The organism is Pseudomonas sp. Marseille-Q0931, from assembly GCF_940789645.1.
In the GTDB taxonomy this organism is placed as follows: Bacteria; Pseudomonadota; Gammaproteobacteria; order Pseudomonadales; family Pseudomonadaceae; genus Aquipseudomonas.
On the sequence record NZ_CALNWT010000001.1, the window covers coordinates 702,614 to 722,835 of the forward strand.

The following is a 20,222-nucleotide window of genomic DNA, read 5'->3' on the forward strand; positions in this document are numbered from 1 at the left end:
CTGAAGCCATTCCTGTGGGAACGGCTGGGCGGCATTCCGCTTCAGCCGCGATAAAAAACGGCACCCTTGGGTGCCGTTTGTCATTCTATCGCGTCGCCTACTTATGCAGGTGCTCTGCCGCGTGCAGGGTGTTTTCCAAAAGACCCGCGCGAGTCATCGGGCCAACGCCACCCGGCACCGGGGTGATCCAGCCGGCGCGGGGCAGGGCGGTCTCGTAGACCACATCGCCGACCAGCTTGCCGTCTTCCTGGCGGTTGATGCCGACGTCGATGACGATGGCGCCTTCCTTGACCCATTCACCCTTGACCAGGCCCGGCTTGCCGGCCGCGACCACGACGATATCGGCCTGGCCTACGTGGCCAGCCAGATCCTTGGTAAAACGGTGGGTAACGGTTACGGTGCAACCGGCCAGCAACAGCTCCATCGCCATTGGGCGGCCGACGATGTTCGAGGCGCCAACCACCACTGCGTGCAGGCCATACAGATCGACGCCGGTGCTTTCCAGCAGGGTCATGATGCCTTTCGGTGTACAGGGGCGCAGCAGCGGCATGCGCTGAGCCAGGCGGCCGATGTTGTAGGGGTGGAAGCCATCCACGTCCTTGTCCGGACGAATACGCTCGAGCAGCAGGGACGAGTCCAGATGCTCAGGCAGCGGCAGCTGTACCAGAATGCCGTCGATGGTCGGGTCTTCGTTGAGCTCGTCGATCAACGCGAGCAGATCGGCCTGGCTGGTCTCTGCCGGCAGATCATAGGCGCGGGAAAGAAAGCCGACTTCTTCGCAATCCTTGCGTTTATGTGACACATAGACCTGGGAGGCAGGATCGGTGCCGACCAGGATCACAGCCAGGCCTGGCGCACGAAGGCCTTGCTGGCGGCGTTCGGCGACACGTTGGGCAATCTGCTGGCGGAGGCTGGCGGCGATCGCCTTGCCGTCGATCAGTTGTGCGGTCATTGCGCTGGTTAACCATTAATAAGGATGAAAAAAGGACGCGCATTCTCGCATGGGCGCTCACCTGGGCAAAGGCGCCTGCCGTCGATTTAGCGTAACTCCTTTAAATCGCTGAATTTTTTTGAAAATTTCTGTTGACGAGGTTGGGAGGCGTCTATAACATTCGCCCCGCTTCTCAGGAACAGCCACTCGCTGGGTGAGACGGCAAAAGCCAAGCCCTGGTGGTGAGGTTGGAGCCGAAAGCTTCTAAGTCTGCGCTAGCGGATGGATAAGCGCCCGTAGCTCAGCTGGATAGAGCATCCGCCTTCTAAGCGGATGGTCGCAGGTTCGAGTCCTGCCGGGTGCGCCATTTGGCGATCAGGCAATATGAGTAGCAAATGCAATATGGTGGGCGTAGCTCAGTTGGTAGAGCACAGGATTGTGGCTCCTGGTGTCGTGGGTTCGATTCCCATCGTCCACCCCATATTCCAAAGCGCCAGGCCCAAAGCCTGGCGTTTTTGTTTTAGGCTTCAAACCACGCGGACGTGGTGAAATTGGTAGACACACCAGATTTAGGTTCTGGCGCCGCAAGGTGTGAGAGTTCGAGTCTCTCCGTCCGCACCATCTTACAAATCCCCCCGTATTGCCGCCTGCTTCTAGGGTGACTTCTTAATATCGACCCTCTAGAATGCTTGGCCTTGAATTCGGGGCCGGTTCGAGCCGGCTTTTGTCTGTGCAACGAGGAATATCCATGCAAGTTTCTGTTGAAAGCACTTCTGCTCTTGAGCGCCGCATGACCGTCGGCGTACCCGTCGAGCGCATCGAGACTGAAGTCAACAAGCGTCTGCAGCAGACTGCCCGTCGTGCCAAGGTTCCTGGCTTCCGTCCTGGCAAGGTGCCGATGAGCGTTATCCGTCAGCGTTACGAAGACGCCGCTCGTCAGGAAGCGCTGGGCGACCTGATCCAGGCTACCTTCTACGAAGCCGTGGTCGAGCAGAAGTTGAACCCGGCTGGCGCTCCGGCTGTCGAGCCGAAGTCCTTCGAGAAGGGCAAGGACCTGGAATACGTTGCCACCTTCGAAGTGTTCCCCGAGTTCGAAGTGTCCGGTTTCGACTCCATCGCCATCGAACGCCTGCAGGCTGATGTGGCCGACAGCGATGTCGACAACATGCTGGATATCCTGCGCAAACAGAACACCCGTTTCGAAGCTGCCGAGCGTGCGGCTGAAAATGGCGATCAGCTGAACATCGATTTCGTCGGCAAGATCGACGGCGAAGCCTTCGCGGGCGGCAGTGCCAAGGGCACTCAGCTGGTGCTGGGCTCCGGTCGCATGATCCCGGGCTTCGAAGACGCCCTGGTCGGTGCCAAGGCCGGTGAAGAGCGCGTGATCAACCCGACCTTCCCCGAGGACTACCAAAACCTCGATCTGGCCGGCAAAACCGCCGAGTTCACCGTCACCGTGAACAGCGTTTCCGCTCCGCAGCTGCCTGAGCTGAACGACGAGTTCTTCGCCCTGTTCGGCATCAAGGAAGGTGGCCTGGAAGGCTTCCGCGCCGAAGTTCGCAAGAACATGGAGCGCGAACTGCGCCAGGCCATCAAGTCCAAGGTCAAGAACCAGGTGATGGACGGCCTGCTGGCTGCCAACCCGGTCGAAGTGCCGAAGGCGCTGATCGGCAACGAAGTGAACCGTCTGCGCGTGCAGGCTGTTCAACAATTCGGTGGCAACATCAAGCCTGATCAACTGCCGGCCGAACTGTTCGAAGAGCAGGCCAAGCGCCGCGTCGTGCTGGGCCTGATCGTCGCCGAGGTGGTCAAGCAGTTCGACCTGAAGCCGGACGAAGCCCGCGTTCGCGAGCTGATCGAAGAGATGGCTTCGGCTTACCAGGAGCCTGAGCAGGTCGTGGCCTGGTACTACAAGAACGACCAGCAGATGAACGAAGTGCGTTCGGTTGTACTGGAAGAGCAAGTTGTAGATACTGTTCTGCAGAAGGCCAACGTGACCGATAAAGCGGTTTCCTACGAAGACGCAGTCAAGCCGGCGGAAGCTCCTCAAGCCGACTGATCTGGTAACCTCGTTCGAGTACACCACCATAAGCCAGCCTCCGTGCTGGCTTATGTGTATTTGAGACATGACTATTAGGGAGTGAGCGCAAGACATGTCCCGCAATTCTTTTATGCAAAACATGCCTGAAATCCAGGCCGCTGGCGGCCTGGTGCCGATGGTCATCGAGCAGTCCGCTCGTGGCGAGCGTGCCTATGACATCTACTCGCGCCTGCTCAAGGAGCGTGTGATCTTCGTGGTCGGCCAGGTCGAGGACTACATGGCCAACCTGATCTGCGCCCAGTTGCTGTTCCTGGAAGCAGAGAATCCGGACAAGGACATCCACCTGTACATCAACTCGCCGGGTGGTTCGGTCACTGCCGGTATGGCGATCTATGACACCATGCAGTTCATCAAGGCGGACGTGTCCACCACCTGCATCGGTCAGGCCTGCAGCATGGGTGCGTTCCTGCTGGCTGGCGGCGCCAAGGGCAAGCGTTTCTGCCTGCCGAACTCGCGTGTGATGATTCACCAGCCGCTGGGCGGCTTCCAGGGCCAGGCTTCGGATATCGAAATCCATGCCAAGGAAATCCTGTTTATCCGTGAGCGCCTGAACGAACTGCTGGCGCACCACACGGGTCAGAGTCTGGAAACCATCGAGCGCGACACCAACCGCGACAATTTCATGAGCGCTTCGCGCGCCGTGGAATATGGTCTGGTCGATGCTGTGCACGAAAAGCGTCAAATGCCGGTCTAGATGAGGCACCGGCTGCGGGCATCCCTCAATGACGCGACCTGCGCCCTTGAAAATGCCCGCATTTGCCTTCATCTTGTGTTTCAAGCCTACCGTATTGGATTGATCGAATGACTGACACCCGTAACGGTGAGGACAACGGCAAACTGCTTTATTGCTCCTTCTGCGGCAAAAGCCAGCACGAAGTGCGCAAGTTGATCGCCGGTCCTTCCGTCTTCATCTGCGACGAATGCGTCGACCTGTGCAACGACATCATCCGTGAGGAGGTGCAGGAAGCCCAGGCCGAGAGCAACGCGCACAAACTCCCGGCACCCAAGGAAATCAGCGCCATCCTCGATCAGTACGTGATCGGCCAGGAGCGCGCCAAGAAGGTGCTGTCGGTAGCGGTGTACAACCACTACAAGCGTCTGAACCAGCGCGACAAGAAAGACGATGTCGAACTGGGCAAGAGCAATATCCTGCTGATCGGTCCGACCGGTTCGGGCAAGACGCTGCTGGCCGAAACGCTGGCGCGCCTGCTCAACGTGCCGTTCACCATCGCCGATGCCACCACCCTGACCGAAGCCGGTTACGTGGGTGAGGACGTCGAGAACATCATTCAGAAGCTGCTGCAGAAGTGCGACTACGATGTCGAGAAGGCCCAGATGGGCATCGTCTACATCGACGAAATCGACAAGATCTCGCGCAAGTCCGACAACCCGTCGATCACCCGCGACGTGTCGGGCGAGGGCGTGCAGCAGGCGCTGCTCAAGCTGATCGAAGGTACCGTCGCCTCGGTTCCGCCGCAGGGCGGGCGCAAGCATCCGCAGCAGGAGTTCCTCCAGGTCGATACGCGCAACATCCTGTTCATCTGTGGTGGTGCGTTCGCCGGCCTGGAGAAAGTCATCCAGGCGCGTTCGACCAAGGGCGGCATCGGTTTCGGTGCGGAAGTGCGCAGCAAGCAGGAAGGCAAAAAGATCGGTGAATCCCTGCGTGAGGTCGAGCCGGACGATCTGGTCAAATTCGGCCTGATCCCCGAGTTCGTCGGTCGCCTGCCGGTGATCGCGACGCTGGAAGAGCTGGACGAGGCTGCCCTGGTGCAGATCCTCACCGAGCCGAAGAACGCGCTGACCAAGCAGTACGCCAAGCTGTTCGAGATGGAAGGCGTGGATCTGGAGTTCCGCTCCGATGCGCTGAAATCCGTGGCGCAGAAGGCGCTGGAGCGCAAGACTGGTGCGCGTGGTCTGCGTTCGATTCTCGAGGGCATTCTGCTCGACACCATGTACGAAATCCCGTCCCAGCAGGACGTGAGCAAGGTGGTGATCGACGAGAGCGTCATCGAGGGTTCGTCCAAGCCGCTGCTGATCTATGAAAACAGCGAGCCGCCGGCGAAGGCCGCGCCAGACGCCTGACAGCTGTTACACGATGCAAAGAAGGGGCCCTTTGGGCCCCTTCGCTTTTCTGGACATTGCGCTTGTTTTTTACGGGAGCTACCCCCATCTTAAAAGCCAAGGGTAATCCCGCCTGTTTACGGCCTTATGGCCGCCGCTGAGCCGAAATCATGAAGACAACCATCGAATTGCCTCTCCTGCCATTGCGCGATGTAGTGGTCTATCCGCACATGGTCATCCCGCTTTTCGTCGGGCGTGAGAAATCCATCGAGGCCCTCGAGGCAGCCATGACGGGTGACAAGCAGATTCTGCTGGTGGCCCAGAAGAACCCGGCCGTCGATGACCCGGATGATCAGGATCTATACCGCGTTGGCACCGTTGCCACCGTTCTGCAGCTGCTCAAACTGCCCGACGGTACCGTCAAGGTGCTGGTCGAGGGCGAGCAGCGCGGTTCCATCGAGCGTTTCATCGAGCTCGATGATCATTGCCGCGCTGAAGTGCAGTTGATCGAGGAGGGCGAGACTGCCGAGCGCGAGTCCGAGGTTTTCACTCGAAGCCTGCTCAGTCAGTTCGAGCAGTACGTGCAGTTGGGGAAGAAGGTTCCGGCCGAAGTGCTGTCCTCGCTCAACAGCATCGATGAGCCCAGCCGCTTGGTCGACACCATGGCCGCGCACATGGCGCTGAAGATCGAGCAGAAGCAGGAAATCCTCGAGATCACCTCGCTGTCCGCTCGCGTGGAGCACGTGCTGGCGCTGCTGGATGCCGAGATCGACCTGCTGCAGGTCGAGAAGCGTATCCGTGGTCGCGTGAAGAAGCAGATGGAGCGCAGCCAGCGCGAGTACTACCTGAATGAGCAGATGAAGGCCATTCAGAAGGAGCTGGGCGATATCGACGAAGGCCACAACGAAATCGATGAACTAAAGAAGCGCATCGACAACGCCGGCCTGACCAAGGAAGCGTTGACCAAGGCCAATGCCGAGCTGAACAAGCTCAAGCAGATGTCGCCGATGTCTGCCGAGGCCACCGTGGTGCGCTCCTACATCGATTGGCTGGTGAATGTGCCGTGGAAGGCCGAGAGCAAGGTGCGCCTCGACCTGACGCGAGCCGAGAGCATCCTCGATGCCGACCATTATGGCCTGGAAGAGGTCAAGGAACGCATCCTCGAGTATCTCGCCGTGCAGAAGCGGGTGAAGAAGCTCAAGGGGCCGGTTCTGTGCCTGGTCGGCCCGCCCGGCGTGGGCAAGACCTCGCTGGCGGAGTCCATTGCCACCGCCACCAACCGCAAGTTCGTGCGCATGGCGCTGGGCGGCGTGCGTGACGAGGCCGAGATTCGTGGTCACCGCCGTACTTATATCGGTTCGATGCCGGGCCGTTTGATTCAAAAGATGACCAAGGTCGGGGTGCGCAACCCACTGTTCCTGCTCGACGAGATCGACAAGATGGGCCAGGACATGCGCGGCGATCCTGCGTCTGCGCTGCTGGAAGTGCTCGATCCGGAGCAGAATCACAACTTCAACGATCACTATCTGGAGGTCGATTACGACCTGTCGGATGTGATGTTCCTCTGCACCGCCAACTCGATGAACATCCCCGGCCCGTTGCTGGATCGTATGGAAGTCATCCGCCTGCCGGGCTATACCGAGGACGAGAAGGTCAACATCGCCATCAAGTACCTGGCACCGAAGCAGACGCAGGCCAACGGCCTGAAGAAGGGCGAGCTGGAGTTCGATGAGGCGGCCATCCGCGACATCATTCGTTACTACACGCGCGAGGCGGGTGTACGCAGCCTGGAGCGGCAGATCGCCAAGGTATGCCGCAAGGCGGTGAAGGAGCACGTGCGCGAGAAGCGTTTCCAGGTTCGCGTCACGGCAGAGTCGCTGGAGCATTTTTTGGGCGTGCGCAAACATCGCTACGGCCTTGCCGAGCAGCAGGACCAGATCGGCCAGGTGACCGGTCTGGCCTGGACTCAGGTGGGTGGCGAGCTGCTCACCATCGAGACGGCGGTGGTGCCCGGCAAGGGCGTGCTGATCAAGACCGGTTCGCTGGGCGACGTGATGGCAGAGTCCATGACGGCCGCCATGACCGTAGTGCGCAGTCGCGCAAAAAGTCTGGGGATTCCCGCTGATTTCAACGAGAAGCGCGACGTTCACATCCATATGCCCGAAGGTGCGACGCCGAAGGATGGGCCGAGTGCGGGTATCGGCCTGTGCACGGCGCTGGTCTCGGCGCTGACACAGATTCCAGTGCGCGCCGACGTGGCCATGACCGGTGAAATCACTCTGCGCGGTCAGGTGCTGGCCATCGGCGGTTTGAAGGAAAAACTTCTGGCTGCTCATCGGGGTGGAATCAAGACCGTGATCATTCCCGAAGAAAATGTGCGCGATCTGAAAGAAATTCCGGAAAATATTAAGCAAGACCTGCAGATTAAACCGGTTAAATGGATTGACGAGGTCCTGCAAATTGCGCTGCAATACGCCCCGGAGCCCTTGCCCGATGCGGCTCCCGAGATGGTTGCAACGGATGACAAGCGCGAGACTGATTCCAAGGAGCGAATCAGCACGCATTAGCCGGGGGGCTTCCTTGACACAATTTTTGAGCCCTTGTTATAAAGCGGCTCTTATTGTGTCGGCAGGCCATCCAGCACCCGCTTTGCTTACACTAAAAATCAAGAAACAACTCAACAGAAATAAGGGGACTTAGAGTGAACAAGTCGGAACTGATCGATGCTATCGCTGCATCTGCTGATATCCCGAAAGCTGTTGCTGGCCGCGCGCTGGATGCAGTGATTGAATCCGTCACTGGCGCCCTGAAGGCTGGTGATTCCGTCGTACTGGTTGGCTTCGGCACCTTCGCTGTCAAAGAGCGCGCTGCTCGCACTGGCCGCAACCCGCAGACCGGCAAGCCGATCAGCATCGCTGCTGCCAAGATCCCGGGCTTCAAAGCTGGCAAGGCTCTGAAAGACGCCGTTAACTAAGCGTCTTCCGGGTTTGCCTCGCCGTCAGGCTCTGTCTGGCGGTTGTTAGGAGGCAGGGCAGGAAGTCGAAGACTTTTCTGCACTGACCGCTTAACGCGTTACGAGAAGGCGCATCCACGGATGCGCCTTTCTTCTATCTGGACATTACCCACACTGCGCGGCTGGTGACTCTGTACAGTCGTTCTGGGGGAAGCATGCTGCAAAACATCAGGGACAATTCACGCGGTTGGATTGCCAAAATCATCATCGGCCTCATCGTCATGCTGATGGCCTTTACCGGTTTCGAAGCCATCGTCACGGGGACCAGCAACCGCAACAATGCGGCTGACGTGAACGGTGACACCATTACCCTCAACGAGCTCAATCAGGCCGTTGAAATGCAGCGCCGTCAGCTCCTGCAGCAACTGGGTCGTGATTTCGACGCCTCGCTGCTCGATGAAAAACTGCTGCGTGAGGCTTCGCTCAAAGGGCTGATCGAGCGCAAGTTGCTGCTGCAGGCAGCCGACGATGCTCACTTCGCCTTCTCGCAAGGCTCGCTGGATCAGGTGATTCTGCAGACTCCCGAATTCCAGGTGGATGGCCGCTTCGATGCCGCGCGCTTCGATCAGGTCATTCGCCAGATGGGCTACACCCGCCTGCAGTTCCGTCAGATGCTGGAAGAGGAAATGCTGATCGGCCAGTTGCGTGCCGGCCTTGGCGCCAGCAGCTTCGTCACCGAGCAGGAGGCGCGTGCGTTCGCCAACCTCGAGCGTCAGACCCGCGATTTCGCCAGCCTGACCATCAAGGCCGATCCGGCTGCGGTGGAGCTGAGCGACAGTGACGTCAAAACCTATTACGACGAGCACGCCGGCGAGTTCATGAGCGCTGAGCAAGTCGTGCTGGAATACGTCGAACTGCAGAAGGACAGCTTCTTCGACCAGGTCGAAGTCAGCGATGAAGACCTGAAGCCGTTGTACGAGAGCGAAATCGCCAATCTGGCCGAGCAACGTCAGGCGGCGCACATTCTCATCGAAGGCGACGACGAAGCTGCGCGCAACAAGATCGAAGAGATCAAGAAGCGTGTCGATGCCGGCGAAGATTTTGCTGCCCTGGCCAAGGAGTTCTCGCAGGATCCGGGCTCGGCCGTCGATGGCGGTGACCTGGGTTACGCCGGTCCTGGCGTGTACGACCCGGCCTTCGAAGAGGCGCTGTATGCGCTGCAGCAGGACCACGTTTCCGAGCCCGTGAAGAGCGAGTTCGGCTGGCACCTGATCAAGTTGCTGGGTGTTCAGGCACCTGAAGTGCCGAGCTTCGACAGCCTCAAGGACAAACTGGCGCATGACTTCAAGGCGCAGCAGGTCGAACAGCATTTCGTCGAGGCGACCAAGCAACTGGAAGATGCCGCGTTCCAGGCATCGGATCTGGCTCAGCCAGCTCAGGAGCTGGGGCTTGAGGTCAAGACCAGCGAAGCCTTCGGTCGTGAAGGAGGCGCTACCGGCATCACCGCCAATCGTCAGGTACTGCAGGCTGCCTTCAGCCCCGACGTTCTGGAAGACGGTGCCAACAGTTCGACCATCGAGCTGGACCCGAGTACCGTAGTTGTCGTGCGCGTGAAACAGCACAACAAGCCCGAGCAGTTGCCAATGGAGCAGGTTGCCGAGAGCATTCGCGGTCACCTGCTGCAGGAGCGCGCTGCCGCTGCTGCCAAGGCCGAAGGCGAGAAGCAATTGGCCGCTGCCGAGGCGGGCGAGGCTGCTGGTGTTGAGTGGCAGGTGCAGGAAGCGGCGACGCGCAGCCAGGACGGCATCGAGCCGAAGGTGCTGCAGGCGCTGTTCCGCATGCCCAAGCCTGCCACGGCGGGTGAGCCGACCTTTGCCGGGGTGACGCTGAACAATGGCGACTACGTCGTGCTGCGTCTCGATGGCGTGAACGTGCCGGAAGAAGCGCTGGCTGAAGAAGAACTCGCCATGTACCGCAACTTCCTGGCGTCGCGTGCCGGTCAGCAGGACTTCGCCGCGCTGCGCAAGCAGCTGGAAGCCAAGGCAGACGTCGAGCGGTTCTGATCGCTGTCCGCTACGAGAAAGCCCCGCCAAGCGCGGGGCTTTCTCGTTTCTGGCTCATAACAGCCATTCGATGGGCAGCCAGGAAAGCAGGTGAATGCCGAGGCGTTTGAGCAGGCCCGTGCCGGGCTCGCTATAGAGCCGGTGTTGCTCGCCATCCTGGCGCTGCAGCCAGTAGATTCGGTGGTTTTCGTCCAGGCCCAGCTCATAGGCATTGGCCGGGATATCGGTTTCGAAGGCGCGGCCAATGGCGGCGGCCAGTTGCGGGCTTTCGATGAGAAAACCCAGCTCGGTATTGAGTTTCGCGGAGCGTGGGTCGAAGTTGAATGAACCGATGAAAACGCGCTGACCATCGAGAGCGAAGGTTTTCGCGTGCAGGCTCGAGCCGGAGCTGCCGAACGGCCCGGCTGTTTCCCGGTGCCCTTCGTCGTCTGCGCCCAGGCGCATTTCGTAGAGCTTGACGCCACCTTCGAGCAGCGCACGGCGGCGCTTGGCGTATCCGGCATGTACGGGCGTCACGTCGGTTGCTTCCAGTGCGTTGGTGAGGATGCGCACTTCGACGCCGCGTTGTACCAGGCCGGTGAAGATATCGACGCCGGTTTGCGTCGGGACGAAGTAGGGGGAGACGAGGTCGACCCGGGCTTCAGGGATATCAAGCATCTCGCCCAGGTGGCCGATCAGCAGCTCGCCGTCACTGGCATTGCCAAGCCCTTTGGCCGGGTCGTCGCTGACCAGCGTGGTCTCGCTCCATTCGAAGGTCAACTGCTTATCCAGCAAGCGCTGGATGAACTCGCTTTCCTGCAGAGTTTTAATGTAACCGCTGGCTGCCGATGAGCTGGAGAGATCGGCCGCGAGATCGTGCAGGGGCTGTGGGGCGCTACGGTCACGCGGCACGATCAGCTCGAGGGGGTAGCTGGATTCGCTTGCCCAGTAGCGATCGAAGTCGGTCGAGGTATCAGCCACGACCGGCCCGATTGCCAGAACATCCAGATCGGCGAAGAGTACGCCCTCGCTGGCTTCGAAGTATTCGTCGCCGATATTGCGCCCGCCGATGATGGTGGCCTGGTTGTCCACGGTGAAGGACTTGTTGTGCATGCGCCGATTGGCGCGGGAAAAGTGCGTCAGGTAGCCCAGCGCCTTAGCCTTGCGAAGGGAGAAAGGATTGAACAGGCGCACTTCGATGTTGGGATGGCGATCGAGCGTGCTCAGGGTCTGATCGAGGCCGGCAATGCCGTTGTCGTCCAGTAGCAGGCGGACGCGAACGCCTCGTTCGGCGGCTCTGAGCAGGGCATCGAGCAGCAGGGTGCCGGTAATGTCGTTACGCCAGATGTAGTACTGAACGTCGAGGCTGCGTTCGGCCGCTTCGACCAGGAGCATGCGCGCGGCGAAGGCATCGCGGGCAGCCGCCAGCGTAAGGATGCCGGACAGGCCGGGATGGGAGTCCTGTTGGCTGCCCAGCGCCTGGCCAAGGGTGGTATCAGCCGTTTCGGCCTGGGTGAAGGCCTGGCTCTCGCTACGGCCATCCAGCGGCGGCAGGGCGCAACCGAGCGTGAGGCTGCACAGCGCGGTGATCAGGCAGGCTCGCCATGTATTTGTTCGGATCATCGACCCATCTCGGTTCCAGGCTTCCCAGCTAGGACAACGCCAGCGCTGAAGCGTGCCGGCCTTGATGGCGTTTCGGTTCGGGAGGCGAATGAAATGTCGATGATCGGAGTTCTGACAATAAGCCAGAAACGACAACGCCGCACTTGCTGAGCAATGTGCGGCGTTGGAGTCAGTCATGGCCAGGCCGTGCCTGAGGTGCAGCAGGGGCGGGCAACGCACGATTCTGCGTGCGATGCCCGGCGACTTCCTCAGTCTTCCATGGCGCCCATGGCGGTGGTGTTGAAGCCGCCGTCGACGTACATGATTTCACCGCTGATGCCCGAAGCCAGGTCGGAGCAGAGGAAGGCGCCGGCATTGCCGACTTCCTCGATGGTGACGTTGCGGCGCAGCGGCGTCTGCTTTTCGTTGGCAGCCAGCATCTTGCGGAAGCTGGCGATGCCGCTGGCGGCCAGGGTGCGGATCGGGCCGGCGGAGATGGCGTTGACGCGGGTGCCTTCCGGGCCGAGGCTGCCGGCCAGGTAGCGCACGCCGGCTTCCAGGCTGGCCTTGGCCATACCCATGACGTTGTAGTTGGGCATGGTGCGCTCTGCACCCAGGTAGGAGAGGGTGAGCAGGCTGCCGTTGCGGCCCTTCATCATCTCGCGACCGGCCTTGGCCAGGGCGACGAAGCTGTAGGCGCTGATGTCGTGGGCGATCTTGAAGCCTTCACGGGTGGTGACGTCGGTGAAGTCGCCATTGAGCTGGTCGCCCGGAGCGAAGCCTACCGAGTGGACGATGCAGTCGAGGCCGTCCCACTTCTTGCTCAGCGCTTCGAATACCGCGGCGATTTCCTCGTCGTTGGCCACGTCGCAGGGGAAGCACAGGTCGGCGCTGGAGCCCCAGCCGGCGGCGAAGTCTTCCACGCGGCCCTTGAGCTTCTCGTTCTGGTAGGTGAAAGCCAGCTCGGCACCTTCGCGGTGCATGGCCGCGGCGATACCCGAGGCGATGGACAGTTTGCTGGCAACGCCAACGATGAGTACGCGCTTACCGGTTAGAAAACCCATTGTGCTATTCCTCTTCCTGTTTCAAGGATAAGTGAGCCGTTGCCGGGGCCAGAAAAGCGGCTTCCAGCAACTGCTGCGTATAAGGGTGTTGCGGTGCGCTGAAGATCGACTCTGCAGACCCCTGTTCGACCACCTGGCCCTGCTTGACCACCATCAATTGGTGGCTCAGCGCTCTGACTACCGCCAGGTCATGGCTGATAAACAGATAGGTCAGGTTGTACTTGGCCTGCAAGCCGCGCAACAACTCCACCACCTGACGCTGCACCGTGCGGTCGAGCGCCGAAGTTGGCTCGTCCAGCAGGATCAGCGCCGGTTTCAACACCAGTGCCCGGGCAATGGCAATCCGCTGCCGTTGCCCGCCAGAAAACTCGTGGGGGTAGCGATGCCGCGTCTGCGGATCCAGTCCTACCTCCAAAAGCGCGTCGATGATCGCCTGTTCCTGTTCCGCCTCGTTGCCCATGCCGTGAATGCGCAGACCTTCACCGACGATCTGGCTCACCGACATGCGTGGGCTCAGGCTGCCGAAAGGGTCCTGAAACACCACCTGCATCTGCCTGCGCAGCGGGCGTACCTCCTGCTGGCTCAGGCCCTGCAGCTGCTGACCGTGGAAGCGGATATCACCGCGGCTGGTGAGCAGTCGCAGGATGGCCATGCCCAAGGTAGATTTGCCGGAACCACTTTCGCCGACGATGCCCAGGGTCTGGCCCTGGGGCAGGCTGAAGTTGATACCGTCTACCGCTTTGACATGATCCACCGTCCGGCGCAGCAGGCCCTTCTTGATCGGGAACCACACGCGCAGGTCGTCCACTTCCAGCAACGGCTGGCCCGCGGGGTTGGCCGCAGGTTCGCCGCTGGGCTCGGCGCCGAGCAGTTCCTGGGTATAGGGATGCTCTGGCGCCTGGAACAATTGTTCACACGACGCCTGTTCGACGATGCGACCGCGCTGCATGACACATACGCGATGGGCAATTCTGCGAACCAGGTTGAGATCGTGGCTGATCAGCAGCAGCGACATGCCCAGGCGCGCCTGCAGATCCTTGAGCAATTCGAGGATTTTCAGCTGAACCGTGACGTCCAGTGCGGTGGTCGGCTCGTCGGCGATCAGCAGTTGCGGCTCGTTGGCCAAGGCCATGGCGATCATCACGCGCTGACGCTGGCCGCCGGAGAGTTCGTGCGGGTAGGCCTTTAGGCGCTTCTTCGGTTCGGGGATGCCGACCAGCTCCAGCAACTCCAGGGTGCGTGCACTGGCAGCCTTGCCGCGCATGCCCTTGTGCAGGGCGAGCACCTCGTTGATCTGCTTCTCGATGGTATGCAGCGGATTAAGCGATGTCATCGGCTCCTGGAAGACCATGGCGATGCGGTTGCCGCGGATGCCGCGCAGGCGACCTTCGCCGAGCTTGAGCAGGTTTTCGCCGGCGTACTCGATGCTGCCATGCGGATGGCGCGCGAGCGGATAGGGCAGCAGGCGCAGGATCGAGTGCGCCGTGACCGACTTGCCCGAACCGCTTTCGCCGACTAGGGCCAATGTCTCGCCTTTGCGGATGTCGAAGCTGACGCCTTCGACCACGCGCTGGCAGTTGTCGCCCGTGACGAACTCGACGGCCAGGTCGCGAACTTGTAGCAGGGTTTCGTTCTGGCTCATGTCATTTCCTCGGGTCGAAGGCATCGCGGGCGGCTTCGCCGATGAACACCAGCAGGCTCAGCATGATCGCCAGCACGGCGAAGGCGCTGATGCCCAGCCAGGGCGCTTGCAGGTTGCTCTTGCCCTGGGCGACCAGCTCGCCGAGCGAGGGTGCGCCGGGTGGCAGGCCGAAACCGAGGAAGTCCAGGGCGGTCAGGGTGCCGATGGCGCCGGTGAGGATGAAGGGCATGAAGGTCATGGTCGAGACCATGGCATTGGGCAGGATGTGGCGGAACATGATCGCCCCGTTGCCCATGCCCAGCGCTCGCGCCGCGCGCACGTATTCCAGGTTGCGGCCGCGGAGAAATTCGGCGCGCACCACGTCCACCAGACTCATCCACGAGAACAGCAGCATGATGCCCAGCAGCCACCAGAAGTTCGGCTGCACGAAGCTGGCGAGGATGATCAACAGGTAGAGCACCGGCAGGCCCGACCAGATCTCCAGAAAGCGCTGGCCGAGCAGGTCGACCCAGCCGCCGTAGAAGCCTTGCAGCGCGCCGGCGATCACGCCGATCACCGAGCTGGCCAGGGTCAGGGTCAGGGCGAACAGCACCGAGATGCGAAAGCCGTAGATCACCCGTGCCAGCACGTCGCGGCCCTGATCGTCGGTGCCCAACCAGTTCTGCGCCGAAGGCGGCGCCGGAGCGGGCACTTCCAGGTCGTAGTTGATGCTCGAATAGCTGAAGGGAATCGGCGGCCAGATCATGCGGCCGTCCTTTGCCGCGATCAGGTCCTGGATATAGGGGCTCTTGTAGTTGGCCTGCAGCGGGAATTCACCGCCGAACACCGTTTCCGGGTAGCGCTTGAGCACCGGGAAATACCACTCGCCGTCGTAGCGCACGGCCAGCGGTTTGTCGTTAGCGATCAGCTCGGCGCCGAGACTCAGGCCGAACAGGATGAGAAACAGCCACAGCGACCACCAGCCCCGTTTGTGAGCCTTGAAGCGATCGAGGCGGCGCCGATTGAGGGGCGACAGTTTCATGCTCAACCCTCCCGGCTTTCGAAGTCGATGCGCGGATCGACCAGGGTGTAGGTGATATCACCGATCAGTTTCACGACCAGTCCCAGCAAGGTGAAGATGAACAATGTGCCGAACACCAGCGGATAGTCGCGGTTGATCGCTGCCTCGAAGCTCATCAGGCCCAGGCCTTCGAGGGAGAAGATCACTTCGATCAGCAGGGAGCCGGTGAAGAAGATACCGATGAACGCGGCGGGGAAGCCGGCGATGATCAGCAGCATGGCGTTGCGGAACACGTGACCGTAGAGCACGCGATGGTTGGTCAGGCCCTTGGCCCGGGCGGTGATCACGTACTGCTTGTTGATCTCGTCGAGGAAGCTGTTCTTGGTCAGCAAGGTCAGGGTGGCGAAGTTGCCGATGACCAGGGCGGTGACCGGCAGTACCAGGTGCCACAGGTAGTCGAGAATCTTGCCGCCGAGGCTGAGCTGCTCGAAGTTGTTCGAGGTCAGCCCGCGCAGGGGGAACCAGTCCCAGTAGCTGCCGCCAGCGAACAGCACGATGAGCAGAATGGCGAAGAGGAAGGCCGGAATGGCGTAGCCGATGATGATCGCCGAGCTGGTCCAGACGTCGAAGGCGCTGCCGTGGCGAGTGGCCTTGGCAATGCCCAAGGGGATGGAGACCAGATACATGATCAGCGTACTCCACAGCCCGAGCGAGATCGATACCGGCATCTTCTCGATGATCAGGTCGATGACCTTGGCGTCGCGAAAGAAACTGGAGCCGAAGTCCAGCTGGGCGTAGTTCTTCAGCATGATCCAGAAGCGTTCCGGCGCCGGCTTGTCGAAGCCGTACATCTTCTCGATTTCTTCGATCAGCTTGGGATCGAGGCCCTGCGCGCCGCGATAGTTGGAGCCGGCTACGGAAACCTCGCTGCCACCTCCCGCAATGCGGCTGGTGGCGCCATCGAAGCCTTCGAGTTTGGCGATCATCTGTTCCACCGGGCCGCCGGGCGCGGCCTGGATGATGACGAAGTTGATCACCAGGATGCCGAACAGGGTCGGGATGATCAGCAGCAGGCGGCGAATGATGTAGGCCAGCATGTTATTGCTGCGCCTCTTCGGTCGCCTGTTGCTGCGCGTCGTCTGGCTTCTCGAGGTCCGGACGCACCCACCAGGTATGCAGGCCGATATCGTAGAGCGGCGTCCCTTTCGGATGCTCGAAATGGTTCCAGTAGGCCACGCGCCAGGTCTTGATATGCCAATTGGGGATCACGTAGTAGCCCCACAGCAGTACGCGATCGAGAGCGCGGGTATGAGCGATCAGATCCTGCCGCGAGTCGGCATTGATCAGCTCTTCGACGATCTGGTCGATGGCCGGGTCCTTGAGGCCGATGTAGTTGCGGCTGCCAGGGTTGTCGGCGCTGGAGGAGTGCCAGTATTCGCGCTGCTCATTGCCCGGCGAGTTGGACTGGCCGAAGCCGCCGACGATCATGTCGAAATCACGCGAGCGCAGGCGGTTGATGTATTGCGAAACGTCGACGCGGCGAATCACCATCTCGATGCCGAGGTCGGCCAGGTTGCGCTTGAAAGGCAGCAGCACGCGTTCGAACTCGGTCTGCGCCAAGAGGAACTCGAAACTCACCGGCTGGCCATTGGCGTCGAGCATGCGATCGCCTTCGATGCGCCATCCCGCCTGCTGCAGCAATTGGTAGGCGCGGCGCTGCTGCTCGCGGATGATGCCGCTGCCATCGGTGACCGGTACGCGGAATTCCTCGCTGAACACCTCGGCCGGAATCTTGCCGCGCAGCGGCTCGAGAATCGCCAGCTCGTCTTCACCGGGCAGGCCGCGCGAACCCAGCTCGGAGTTGTCGAAGTAGCTGCGAGTTCGGAAGTAGGCGCCGTTGAACAGGCGCTTGTTGGCCCATTCGAAGTCGTACAGCAGGCCCAGCGCCTCACGTACGCGGCGATCCTGAAACTGTGGCCGGCGGGTGTTGAAGATGAAACCCTGCATGCCGGTCGGGTTGCGGTTCTGAATCTCTTCCTTGATCAACTGGCCGTTGGCGACGGCCGGGGTGTTGTAGGCGGTGGCCCAGTTCTTCGCGCTGGTTTCCAGCCAATAGTCGAACTGGCCGGCCTTCAGCGCCTCCAGTGCTACGGTGTTGTCGCGGTAATAGTCGATCTGGATGGTATCGAAGTTGTAGAAGCCGCGGCTTACCGGCAGGTCCTTGGCCCACCAGTCCTTGACCCGCTCGTAGCGGATGCTGCGACCGGCCTGGACGCGGCCGACCTTGTACGGGCCGCTGCCCAGAGGCGCTTCGAGATTGCTTTTGGCGAAGTCGCGTTCTGCCCACCAGTGTTTGGGCAGGACCGGGAGCTGGCCAACGATCAGCGGCAACTCGCGATTGCCGGCATGCTTGAATACGAAACGCACGCTGTGCGGTGATTCCACCTCCACCTGCTCGACATCGGCGTAGTAGCCGCGGTACATCGGCGCGCCTTTTTCCATCAGCGTATCGAAGGTGAACTTGACGTCCTCGGCGGTGATCGGCGTGCCGTCGTGAAAGCGCGCTTCCTTGCGCAGCAGGAAGCGTACCCAGGCATTGTCGGGCGCCTTTTCGATCTTCTCTGCGATCAGGCCGTAGGCGGTGAACGGCTCGTCCATGCTCTGCACGGCCAGGGTGTCGTAGATCAGGCCGATATCGTCGGCGGCAACGCCCTTGCTGATGAACGGGTTGAGGCTGTCGAAGCCGCCGAAGCCCGCCTCGCGAAAGGTCCCGCCCTTGGGGGCTTCGGGATTGGTGTATTCGAAGTGCGTGAAGTTCTCGGGGTACTTGGGCGGCTCGTCATAAAGCGTGACGGCATGCTGCGGGGCTGCGAGGGCGAGGCCGGTGAGGCCAAGCAGGATGAGGCTGCTACCGTGGAGCAGGAAACTGCGCAGCGGGTGGATCATCGAGCGTTCTCCGTGGGCTTCAGCCACCAGGTGCGCAGGCCCAGGGTGTAGGGCGGCGTGGTGACGAAGGCGAACCGGTTACGGTACGCCAGGCGGTGATAATTGATGTACCAGTTGGGGATGCTGTAGTGCTGCCAGAGCAGCACCCTATCCAGGGCGCGTGTGGCGGCGATCTGTTCGTCGCGGGTCTGTGCCGAGAGCAGCTTGTCGATCATCTCGTCGACCACCGGATCCTTGACGCCTGCGTAGTTCTTGCCGCCCTTGAGATTCACCTGGCTGGAATGGAAGTACAGCGATTGCTCCAGGCCCGGGCTGAGGGTTTGTGGCAGGGTCAGCAGAATCATGTCGTAGTCGAATTGGTCGAGGCGTTGCTTGTATTGCGCGCGGTCGACGGTACGCAGATTGGCGCGTATGCCGAGGCTGGCTAGGTTGGCGACGTAAGGCTGGAGAATGCGTTCGAGGCTGGGATTGACCAGCATGATCTCGAACTCCAGGCGTTGGCCACGCGCATTACGCAGCTCCTGGCCGGAGGGCTTCCAGCCGGCGTCGGCCAATAGACCGAGGGCGCGGCGCAAGGTTTCCCGGGGAATGCCGCGGCCGTCGGTTACCGGTTGTGTCGGCGCCTCGGTGAACAGGCGTGCCGGCAGCTTGTCGCGGTGCGGCGAAAGCAGCAGCCATTCGGCGCCCTCGGGCTTGCCGGTGGCCGAGAAGTCGCTGTTGGGGTAGTAGCTGGCGGCGCGCACGTAAGCGTTGTTGAACAGGGTGCGGTTGGTCCACTCGAAGTCGAACATCAGCCCTAGCGCTTCACGCACGCGGCGGTCGCTGAACAGGGCGCGGCGCGTATTCATGAACAGCGCCTGGGTCTGGGTCGGGATCTGGTGCGGTATCTCGGCGCGCACCACCTCACCACGGGCAACGGCCGGGAAGCGATAGCCGTTGCTCCAGTTCTTCGCCTGGTTCTCGATGTAGAAGTCGAATTCGCCGGCCTTGAACGCTTCGAAGGCAACATGGTTGTCGCGGTAGAACTCCACTTCGATACGGTCGAAGTTGTACTTGCCGCGATTGACCGGCAGGTCCTTGCCCCACCAGTCCCTCACCCTCTCGAACACCAGACGCCGGCCCGGTACCACCTGGACGATGCGATACGGGCCGCTGCCCAGCGGCGCATCGAAGGTGGTGGTCTTGAAGTCGCGGTCTTTCCAGTAGTGCTGCGGCAGCACCGGCAGTTCACCCAGGCGCAGAATCAGCAGCGGATTGCCGGCGCGCTTGAAGACGAAGCGGATGCGGTGACGACCGAGGATGTCGACGCGCTTCACTTCCTGCAGGTTGGTGCGGTACTGCGGATGGCCATCGTTGCGCAGCAGGCGATAGGAGAAGGCTACATCGTAGGCGGTGATCGGCTTGCCATCGTGAAAGCGCGCCTCGGGGCGCAGGTTGAACACCACCCAGCTGCGGTCCTCGCTGTACTCGACACTCCCGGCGATCAGGCCATAACTGGAGGCGGGCTCGTCGCCCGACGGATCGTAGGCACCGGTGCCGACCATCAGGGGTTCGTTCAGCTCGTTGACGCCGTACTGCAGAAAATGTGCGGTCGAGATCGGGCTGCTGCCCTTGAGCGTGTAGGGGTTGAGCGTGTCGAACGTGCCGGACGCCATGATGCGCAACGTGCCACCTTTGGGCGCATCGGGGTTCACCCAGTCGAAATGACTGAAGCTGGCGGGGTACTTGAGTGTCCCGAACTGGGCGTAGCCGTGGCTCTCGCTGATAGTCGCAGAGGCGGGAAAGCTCAAGGCCAGGCTGAGGAACAGCAGGAGGAGGGGACGCATCGGGCGTGAGATCCGATCCTTGGCGGCGTTTGGGCTTCTGGGGCCGTACAGTAA

14 protein-coding genes and 3 tRNA genes are annotated in these 20,222 nt (G+C 61.2%); 9 read left to right on the top strand and 8 right to left on the bottom strand.

The window, feature by feature from the left end:
* Positions 1–97: 97 nt before the first annotated feature.
* On the bottom strand, positions 98–952 hold the full coding sequence (gene folD, locus P3C50_RS03460) for a bifunctional methylenetetrahydrofolate dehydrogenase/methenyltetrahydrofolate cyclohydrolase FolD (RefSeq protein WP_197856366.1): 855 nt from the start codon (positions 950–952) through the stop codon (positions 98–100).
* Between the two features lie 269 nt (positions 953–1,221).
* On the opposite strand from folD, the gene P3C50_RS03465 reads away from it, so the two are divergent.
* From P3C50_RS03465 to P3C50_RS03505, 9 genes are all read left to right on the top strand, one after another.
* Positions 1,222–1,298 (top strand) — tRNA-Arg (locus P3C50_RS03465).
* A 38-nt stretch (positions 1,299–1,336) separates the two neighbouring features.
* Positions 1,337–1,412: transfer RNA gene (locus P3C50_RS03470), tRNA-His, on the top strand.
* A 55-nt stretch (positions 1,413–1,467) separates the two neighbouring features.
* Positions 1,468–1,552 (top strand) — tRNA-Leu (locus P3C50_RS03475).
* A gap of 127 nt (positions 1,553–1,679) precedes the next feature.
* Positions 1,680–2,990, top strand: a complete 1,311-nt coding sequence (tig, locus tag P3C50_RS03480) for a trigger factor (protein WP_197856377.1) — start codon at positions 1,680–1,682, stop codon at positions 2,988–2,990.
* Positions 2,991–3,084: 94 nt separating this feature from the next.
* On the top strand, positions 3,085–3,726 hold the full coding sequence (clpP, locus tag P3C50_RS03485; RefSeq protein WP_197856378.1) for an ATP-dependent Clp endopeptidase proteolytic subunit ClpP: 642 nt from the start codon (positions 3,085–3,087) through the stop codon (positions 3,724–3,726).
* Positions 3,727–3,833: 107 nt separating this feature from the next.
* Positions 3,834–5,114 carry an ATP-dependent Clp protease ATP-binding subunit ClpX gene (gene clpX, locus P3C50_RS03490; protein WP_090428603.1) on the top strand — a complete coding sequence of 427 codons (1,281 nt, stop codon included), beginning with the start codon at positions 3,834–3,836 and terminating at the stop codon, positions 5,112–5,114.
* 149 nt (positions 5,115–5,263) lie between these two features.
* Positions 5,264–7,660, top strand: a complete 2,397-nt coding sequence (lon, locus tag P3C50_RS03495) for an endopeptidase La (RefSeq protein WP_197856379.1) — start codon at positions 5,264–5,266, stop codon at positions 7,658–7,660.
* 134 nt (positions 7,661–7,794) lie between these two features.
* The gene (gene hupB, locus P3C50_RS03500) at positions 7,795–8,067 is read left to right on the top strand and encodes a nucleoid-associated protein HU-beta (RefSeq protein ID WP_003239952.1); all 273 of its coding nucleotides are present in this window, start codon (positions 7,795–7,797) and stop codon (positions 8,065–8,067) included.
* Positions 8,068–8,261: 194 nt separating this feature from the next.
* A complete protein-coding gene (locus P3C50_RS03505; RefSeq protein WP_275544885.1) occupies positions 8,262–10,109 on the top strand; it encodes a SurA N-terminal domain-containing protein in 1,848 nt (615 codons plus the stop codon).
* A 54-nt stretch (positions 10,110–10,163) separates the two neighbouring features.
* Here the strand turns inward: P3C50_RS03505 and P3C50_RS03510 are convergent, their stop codons facing one another.
* The 7 genes from P3C50_RS03510 to P3C50_RS03540 all read right to left on the bottom strand — a co-directional run bounded on the left by P3C50_RS03510 (position 10,164) and on the right by P3C50_RS03540 (position 20,168).
* Positions 10,164–11,711 (bottom strand): phospholipase D family protein, encoded by a 1,548-nt coding sequence (locus tag P3C50_RS03510; protein WP_275544886.1) that lies wholly within the window; start codon positions 11,709–11,711, stop codon positions 10,164–10,166.
* A 248-nt stretch (positions 11,712–11,959) separates the two neighbouring features.
* The gene (fabI, locus tag P3C50_RS03515; RefSeq protein WP_197856382.1) at positions 11,960–12,754 is read right to left on the bottom strand and encodes an enoyl-ACP reductase FabI; all 795 of its coding nucleotides are present in this window, start codon (positions 12,752–12,754) and stop codon (positions 11,960–11,962) included.
* Positions 12,755–12,758: 4 nt separating this feature from the next.
* Positions 12,759–14,396, bottom strand: a complete 1,638-nt coding sequence (locus P3C50_RS03520) for an ABC transporter ATP-binding protein (protein WP_275544887.1) — start codon at positions 14,394–14,396, stop codon at positions 12,759–12,761.
* Between the two features lies 1 nt (position 14,397).
* Positions 14,398–15,417 carry an ABC transporter permease gene (locus P3C50_RS03525; protein ID WP_197856384.1) on the bottom strand — a complete coding sequence of 340 codons (1,020 nt, stop codon included), beginning with the start codon at positions 15,415–15,417 and terminating at the stop codon, positions 14,398–14,400.
* Between the two features lie 2 nt (positions 15,418–15,419).
* A complete protein-coding gene (locus P3C50_RS03530) occupies positions 15,420–16,493 on the bottom strand; it encodes a microcin C ABC transporter permease YejB (protein ID WP_197856385.1) in 1,074 nt (357 codons plus the stop codon).
* Position 16,494: 1 nt separating this feature from the next.
* Positions 16,495–18,342, bottom strand: a complete 1,848-nt coding sequence (locus P3C50_RS03535; protein ID WP_275544888.1) for an extracellular solute-binding protein — start codon at positions 18,340–18,342, stop codon at positions 16,495–16,497.
* On the bottom strand, positions 18,339–20,168 hold the full coding sequence (locus P3C50_RS03540; protein WP_275544889.1) for an extracellular solute-binding protein: 1,830 nt from the start codon (positions 20,166–20,168) through the stop codon (positions 18,339–18,341). The genes P3C50_RS03535 and P3C50_RS03540 overlap by 4 nt, the downstream gene beginning before the upstream one ends.
* Positions 20,169–20,222: the final 54 nt, after the last annotated feature.

Coding starts and splice junctions, on each gene's coding strand:
- folD (WP_197856366.1), bottom strand. CDS start 952: ATGACCGCACAACTGATCGACGGCAAGGCGATCGCCGCCAGCCTCCGC.
- tig (WP_197856377.1), top strand. CDS start 1,680: ATGCAAGTTTCTGTTGAAAGCACTTCTGCTCTTGAGCGCCGCATGACC.
- clpP (WP_197856378.1), top strand. CDS start 3,085: ATGTCCCGCAATTCTTTTATGCAAAACATGCCTGAAATCCAGGCCGCT.
- clpX (WP_090428603.1), top strand. CDS start 3,834: ATGACTGACACCCGTAACGGTGAGGACAACGGCAAACTGCTTTATTGC.
- lon (WP_197856379.1), top strand. CDS start 5,264: ATGAAGACAACCATCGAATTGCCTCTCCTGCCATTGCGCGATGTAGTG.
- P3C50_RS03505 (WP_275544885.1), top strand. CDS start 8,262: ATGCTGCAAAACATCAGGGACAATTCACGCGGTTGGATTGCCAAAATC.
- P3C50_RS03510 (WP_275544886.1), bottom strand. CDS start 11,711: ATGATCCGAACAAATACATGGCGAGCCTGCCTGATCACCGCGCTGTGC.
- fabI (WP_197856382.1), bottom strand. CDS start 12,754: ATGGGTTTTCTAACCGGTAAGCGCGTACTCATCGTTGGCGTTGCCAGC.
- P3C50_RS03520 (WP_275544887.1), bottom strand. CDS start 14,396: ATGAGCCAGAACGAAACCCTGCTACAAGTTCGCGACCTGGCCGTCGAG.
- P3C50_RS03525 (WP_197856384.1), bottom strand. CDS start 15,417: ATGAAACTGTCGCCCCTCAATCGGCGCCGCCTCGATCGCTTCAAGGCT.
- P3C50_RS03530 (WP_197856385.1), bottom strand. CDS start 16,493: ATGCTGGCCTACATCATTCGCCGCCTGCTGCTGATCATCCCGACCCTG.
- P3C50_RS03535 (WP_275544888.1), bottom strand. CDS start 18,342: ATGATCCACCCGCTGCGCAGTTTCCTGCTCCACGGTAGCAGCCTCATC.
- P3C50_RS03540 (WP_275544889.1), bottom strand. CDS start 20,168: ATGCGTCCCCTCCTCCTGCTGTTCCTCAGCCTGGCCTTGAGCTTTCCC.